At 66.8% G+C, this 6380-nt stretch carries 7 protein-coding genes and 1 pseudogene; 4 read left to right on the forward strand and 4 right to left on the reverse strand.

Features of this window, described 5'->3' with window-relative positions; genetic code table 11:
* Positions 1-209 precede the first annotated feature (209 nt).
* From ACWEKR_RS26615 to ACWEKR_RS26630, 4 genes are all read left to right on the forward strand, one after another.
* On the forward strand, positions 210-386 hold the full coding sequence (locus ACWEKR_RS26615) for a hypothetical protein (RefSeq protein WP_452356785.1): 177 nt from the start codon (positions 210-212) through the stop codon (positions 384-386).
* A gap of 22 nt (positions 387-408) precedes the next feature.
* The gene (gene lhgO / locus ACWEKR_RS26620; protein WP_452356786.1) at positions 409-1593 is read left to right on the forward strand and encodes an L-2-hydroxyglutarate oxidase; all 1185 of its coding nucleotides are present in this window, start codon (positions 409-411) and stop codon (positions 1591-1593) included.
* 127 nt (positions 1594-1720) lie between these two features.
* Positions 1721-2191 (forward strand): SRPBCC family protein, encoded by a 471-nt coding sequence (locus ACWEKR_RS26625; RefSeq protein ID WP_452356787.1) that lies wholly within the window; start codon positions 1721-1723, stop codon positions 2189-2191.
* A 10-nt stretch (positions 2192-2201) separates the two neighbouring features.
* Positions 2202-2774, forward strand: a complete 573-nt coding sequence (locus ACWEKR_RS26630; protein ID WP_452356788.1) for a ribonuclease H family protein — start codon at positions 2202-2204, stop codon at positions 2772-2774.
* Positions 2775-2851: 77 nt separating this feature from the next.
* Here the strand turns inward: ACWEKR_RS26630 and ACWEKR_RS26635 are convergent, their stop codons facing one another.
* The 4 genes and pseudogenes from ACWEKR_RS26635 to ACWEKR_RS26650 form a co-directional block, all read right to left on the reverse strand.
* Complete coding sequence (locus ACWEKR_RS26635; protein ID WP_452356789.1) at positions 2852-3661, reverse strand: hypothetical protein; 810 nt, start codon at positions 3659-3661, stop codon at positions 2852-2854.
* A 132-nt stretch (positions 3662-3793) separates the two neighbouring features.
* Entirely contained in the window at positions 3794-4972 is a 1179-nt protein-coding gene (locus ACWEKR_RS26640) for an MlaD family protein (protein ID WP_452356790.1), read from the reverse strand.
* Positions 4969-6060, reverse strand: a complete 1092-nt coding sequence (locus ACWEKR_RS26645) for an MCE family protein (protein ID WP_452356791.1) — start codon at positions 6058-6060, stop codon at positions 4969-4971. The genes ACWEKR_RS26640 and ACWEKR_RS26645 overlap by 4 nt, the downstream gene beginning before the upstream one ends.
* Before the next feature lie 8 nt (positions 6061-6068).
* Positions 6069-6380 (reverse strand): annotated as a pseudogene (locus ACWEKR_RS26650) (mammalian cell entry protein); the annotation flags it as partial.

The following is a 6380-nucleotide window of genomic DNA, read 5'->3' on the forward strand; positions in this document are numbered from 1 at the left end:
ATTCGGGAGCGGGCGAGCGCCACACTTGGGTGCGCCGTGTTCATGTCGACGGCCGGACGCCGTTGGCCGGGTGTCTCTAGATGGCAGTCGAGAATGGCGCTCGCCAGCTACCCGAGTATTTACCCGTCCGTGTGACCACGGAAACATTGCCGCCATGTACGTCGTAGCGTGCGGCGCGCGAGAAGCCCGGCACGTCCGGCGTGACCACGATGCGCACCGACCTGGATACCCGCAACGGTGAAGTGCGGCTCGCGCTTTCCGATCCGGAATCGGGCGAGCGCGACCTGCGCCTCGATCGCCACTCCAGGCCCGCACCCACCGGGCAGGCGACCACCGGACATACGTCCGCGACCCCACAGGACGAGACGAGTTCCGCGGCGGTGTGACCGACCGCCTACTCTGCTCGGCATGAGCGCCTACGACTTCTGCGTCATCGGCGGCGGCATCGTCGGGGTGGCCACCGCGCACCGGATCCTGGCGCGTAATCCCGGGGCGAGCCTCGTGCTGCTGGAGAAAGCCCAGCGTCTGGCCGCCCATCAGACCGGGCACAACAGCGGAGTCATCCACTCCGGCATCTACTATCCGCCGGACAGTCTGAAAGCCACGCTGTGCCGCCGTGGCGCCCGGTGGACCTCGGATTTCGCGGCGGTACACGATATTCCGTACCGGGTCTGCGGAAAGTTGCTGGTCGCCACCGACGACGCCGAGTACGAGCGAATGCTCGCACTGCACGAACGTTCGATCACCAACGGCGTGGCCGTCGAACTGATCGACGCCGCGGAACTCACGCGGCGCGAACCGCGCGTCACCGGCGTCGGCGCCCTCTACGTCCCGGGCACCGGCATCATCGACTTCACTCGGGTGACCGAAGCGCTCGCCGAGGAAGTACGCGGCGCGGGTGGTGAATTCGTGTTGGGCGCCGAAGTGGCCACGCTCACCGAGACCACGGACGCGGTGACCGCCGCGGGGCCGACCGGCTCGTGGACGGCTCGCCGCCTGGTGGTCTGCGCGGGGCTGCAAGCCGATCGGCTGGCCCGGGCAGCCGGACTGCGCACCGACTTCCGCATCGTCCCCTTCCGCGGCGAGTACTACCAACTGCCGCCGGAGCGCAACGGGCTGGTGCGCACACTGATCTATCCGATCCCCGATCCGGAATTGCCTTTTCTCGGAGTGCATTTGAGTCCCATGATCGACGGATCGCTGACCGTAGGGCCGAACGCGGTGCTCGGACTGGCCAGGGAGGGCTATCGCAAAGGCAGCGTCGATCTGACCGACGCGCGAGAAGTACTCGGGTACCCCGGATTTCACCGCGTCGCCAAGGCGAACGTGCGCACCGGCCTGCGCGAACTGCGCAACTCGCTGTTCAAACGCGGATATCTGGCGCAGTGCCGCCGCTACTGTCCGGAACTGACCCTCGCCGATCTGCTGCCCCGGGAGGCGGGCATACGCGCGCAGGCGGTCTTGCGGGACGGAACATTGGTGCACGACTTCATGATCGAACGCACGGATCGCTCGGTTCACCTGCTCAACGCGCCGTCACCCGCGGCGACCTCGGCCATGCCGATCGCGGAGCACATCGTCGACCAGCTCTGAACACCGGTCTCCCAAGCAACCGGTCGGTCGCAATCTTGCGAATTGGGTCGACCAAATCGCCCAGAGCCCTCGAATAAAGAGGAGAGCTGTAGTACTTTTAACGCCAGTCGTGGGACAGGGAGGGCCTATGGGCCACATCAAGTACGCGAGTGACGTCGGAGCGCCCGTCGAGGTCGCTTTCCATTACACGGACAACCATCTGTTCGTACCGGATTGGATGTTCGGCATCGCGGACTTCGTCCCGACCGGCGAACAGGACCGCGGACTCGGCGCGGTCTTCGCCATCACCACCCGACTCGCGCTCTGGCAGCCGACGTCGACCTGCGAGATCACCGAATACCGCCCCAACGCGGTCATCGGATACACGCTGCGCGGGCGCGTCTCCGGCACGCTGCGGCTGCGCTTCGACCCGCTCGGTTACGGACGCTCGGTCCTGACCTCCGAGGCGGAGTACAGTCCGCCCCGGGGCCCGGTCGGGCGCTCGAGCGCAGGTCTGGTGGACGCCGCGGTCAGATCGGCGCTGCGGCGGACCGAGTCGCGGTTACGGAGGGAGATAGAGGAATTCCACGGTACCGATCTTGTCGGTCGGATTGCGTAGGGTGCCAGCCATGATCATCGTGAGCACCGACGGATCCTGCCTCCGCAATCCCGGCGGCGCCATCGGCTGGGCTTGGGTCAATCATCAGGGCTCCTCCGCCAGCGGGGGAGCCGCGTCCGGCACCAACCAGGTCGCGGAGTTGCGCGCGGTGCTGGAGGCCATCGTCGCCCACCCCGGGTCCGAACCGCTGCTCATCGAGAGCGATTCGCTGTACGCGATCAAATGCGCCTCGGAATGGGTGTCGGGGTGGCGGCTCAACGGCTGGCGCACGTCCACCGGCGGCGCGGTGAAGAACGTCGAACTCGTCCGGCAGATCGATCGGGCCATCGCGAGCAGGCCGGGCCCGGTCCGCTTCCGTTGGGTACGCGGACATGTCGGCAACTACTTCAACGAGCAGGCCGACGCACTGGCTGGAGAAGCGGCTCGGCAGGCCGCGGTCACCGCGGCTGTCGCCGAGGCGAACACCGTGGAGATGCTCGCGGTGACTGTGGAGGAAACGCCGACGGCGCCGGAAGCGCCGAAGAGCAAGGCCGCGGGGAAGGCGGCCGCGCCGTCGGCGCCACAGACTTTGACGCTGTTCTGATTCGCCGGGCGAATCGTCGCAGGCTGCCCGAATGACCTCCGGCGGTGGTGGCTCGGCCCACCGCCGGAGGCGCTCGGCTAGTTGCCCGGCTGCGGTGCGGGCGGACCAGACGGTGCCTGCTGCGGAGCCGGAGCGCCGCCCGGCGCGGGAGCGCCCGGCAGGCCGGTGCCCGCGCCCTTCAGCATCGGCGAATCGAGCTTCTCGACCAGCCACTTGTCGCCGGACTTCTGCAGCTGGGCGATCACCACCACGAACTGTCGCTCGGGGTTGGTCTGGGTGAAGTTGGTCCGATACTGCGTGAGGGTGACCAGCACCTTGGCCGAGGTCTTGTCACCGGCTTGGTATCCGCACTGCACGTCATCGACCCAGGACTTGACCTGTGCCTGCACCATGGCGTCTTTCAGCGCCTTGGTGGCGTCGTCGAACTCCTTGAGGAACTCGCCCGTCGATCCGGCCTTCACCTTGGTGAAGTAGTCGTCGAGGTTCTTCGAGTAGTCGTAGACCGACACGTCCTTGCCGAATGTGCACGCGGCATCGGTCGAGTCACGAATCGCGTCGAGCTTGTCGCCGCGATCGGAACCCTGCAAGAAGAACACCACCACCGCGGTGATCGCCGCGACCGCGAGCACACCGGCCGCGAACGCGGCCACCAGCGGAAGCGAGGTGGACTTGCCGGACGGTGCGGGCGTCGCCGTCTTGGGCGCGATCTTCTTGGCGGCCGGCTTCGCGCCGGTCTCTGCCTTGTCTGCCTTCTCCGCCTCGGACAGCTCGGGCTTCGCCGCGCCGGCGGCGTCCCCCGACTTCGCGGTCACCGCGTCGGTGTCCTTGTCGGAGGCGGCGGCCGTGGTCTCGGCGTCCTTGTCGGTCTCGGCGTCGTCGGTAGACATCGATAAAACCTGCACTTTCCCGGCGCGCATCGGTGCGCACCGATTGGCTTGAGCGGCCCGCGACAGCGGGCCTCACGCGTTCCACCGGCGAGTATGCCCGGCCGACGGGATGACCGCCGGGCCGGGTACGACTCACCGCACCGGAGGCAGGGTCCGTTCGTTCGGATCCACGCCCGGCGGCATGTGCGCGCCGTTGTTGGGCACGTCCGGCCGCGGCGCGTTGGCGGCGCCGCGGATCTGCTGACCCGGCGGCGGGTTCTCACAGTAATTCCACTTCGGGATCGTGCCGTCCTGCACGACCTCGTTGCGGATCTTCGGAGTGTTGTAGGTGCAGAACGGCCGCGGCCAGATGTCGATCATCGCGTGGAACTCGCCGTCGTGCGCCGGGACGCCGAGCGCTTCGCCGCCGAGCGCGAGCGAGGGGAACAGCGCGCGCAGCGCAGGCAGCCGCAGCTGCGCCGCCTTCGTGATCGCCTGGAAGTTGGTCGCCAGGCTGGTGATCGGATCGGCCGTGCGGTCCACCACCGCGCCGAGGCTGGTGAGCTGCCCCGGCGCCTGCTCGAGCACCCGCTGCAGTTCCGCGTTCGCGTTGTTGAACTGCTCGAACAGCACTCCGGAGTTACGGGTCAGCGTGGCCAGATCCGGCTGCGCGTTGGATGTCGTACTGGCGATGGTCCGCAGATTGGTGATCAGATTCGTGGTCTGCGGCAGCAGCGAATCCAGTCCCGCCGTCGCCAAGCTGATGCCGTTGACCAGGCCGCGCAACTGATCCGGGCCACCGCTGAGCGCGATGTCCAGTTCGTTGAGGATGACCTGGAAGTGATCCGGATTGATCTGCGCGATCAGGGCGCTGGAGTTGTCCAGAACCGACCACACCGGGGTAGGCGTGTGAATCTTGTCCGGATCGAACTTGATCACCGCGCCATTGGCCAGATATGGCCCCTGCTCGGCGTTCGGCCGGAAGTCGATGTACTGCTCACCCGCGCCGGACAGCGCCTGGACCGCGATCTGGGTGTCCACCGGGATCTTGTACTTCGACTCGATCTGCGCGGTGGCGGCGATGGCCTGGCCGCGGTCGGTCAGTTCGATCGAGGTCACCTTGCCGATGCGCCAGCCGCGCAGCGTCACGTCGTTGCCGGGCTGCAGACCGCCGGAACGGTCCAGATCCACCGTGACGGTGTAGTCGGATCGCAGCGGGTTCACCCGCATGACGTTGATCATCAAGTACGCGGCGCCGACCAGCAGCACGAGCACCAGGCCCACGTTCGACAGGAAGATCTTGCTTCCGAACAGTTTGCGCGCGGAGGTCATCGGTGTCCGCCCCCTACTCGACTCTGGACCAGTTGCAGCACCTGGATCAGGCTGCCCGCGAAGTCCTGCAGGTCGTTGAGATCCTGGAGCTTGCCGTGTTCCGGATCCGTGAGCGCGCTGATGTCCAGATTGGTCGCGGTCGCGTACACCGCGAAGCTGCTGCCGCGGAAGGTCGCGTCGACCTTCGGCCGGATCACCCGCAGCCGATCCAGCAGGACACCGAAACCGTCACCGGTCTTGGCGATCGCGTCCATCAGCTGGCGGGTGTTCTCCAGCAGCCCGTTCAGATTCTCGGTCGAGGTGTTCGCGTAATCGCCCAGCGCGGCGCTGGAAATGGACAACTTGCTGAGCAGGTCGCCGAGTGCCCGGTTGTTCTCGGCGATGGCGCCGATCATCTGCGGCAGCGTGTCGGCCACTTCGCCGAGCTCCGACCGCCGCCCCTCGATGGTGTCGGCCAGCGTGCTGAATTCACCGAGCACACTGTCGACCCGAGCGGAGTTGGCGTTCAGACTGCCGACCACGCCTGTCATCTCGGTGATCAGGTGGGCCAGTTGCTCGCCGCGGCCGCCGACGATGGAGTCCAGTTCGGCGCCGAGTTTGGAGAGGCTGGCGATGCCGCCGCCGTTGAACAGCATGGAGACCGAGATGAGCAACTGCTCGACGGTCGCGCCCGCGGAGGTGCTGTCGATGGTGAGCGTGTCACCGTCGTGCAGCATCTGCGCGCCGGGCTCGGCCTTCGGCTTGGACACCGCGACGAAGACGTCACCCAGCGGAGTGGCCTGCCGTAGTTCCGCCGTGCTGCCCTTGGGCAACTCGATGTCCTTGCGAATGGTCAGGTCAACGATGGCCTGGAAGTTCTTGGTCTTGATGTCGGTGACCACGCCGACATCCGAGCCGCCGATCTTCACCTTCGCCTGGTCGGGCAGATTCAGCGCGTTCTCGAAGACCGCGTGGATCGTGTAGGTCTCCCCGCCCTGGCCTGGTTTCGGCAGCGGCAGCTTCTCCACGGTGAGCCCGCAGCCGGAGGTCACCGCCACGCCGGCCACCGCGGCGAAGGCGACCAGCGCCCTGCGTGCCTTGATCGTCATTCGGTACGTCATTTCGTCAGTCCGAGCAGTGCGGCGGTGAGCCCGTAGTCGGGTCCGAAGTCCTGCATGTTTCCGGTGCGGCAGCCGTCGGCCTTCATCTGGATGCGCTCGCAGAACAGGCTGACGATCTCACCGGACAGCGCGGTGCCGATCACCGCGTGCAGCCGGACATACCCGTGCTCGCGGTTGATGATGTTGTCGACGTTCTGCATGACCATCGGCGCCAGGTCGGCGACCTCGGTGAGGCCGTAGGCGTTGTCGCGCAACTGCTGGGTCACGTTGGTCAGACCGGTCATCGTGCCGGACAACTGATCCTGGTA

The sequence above is a fragment of the Nocardia sp. NPDC004573 genome (assembly GCF_053602135.1).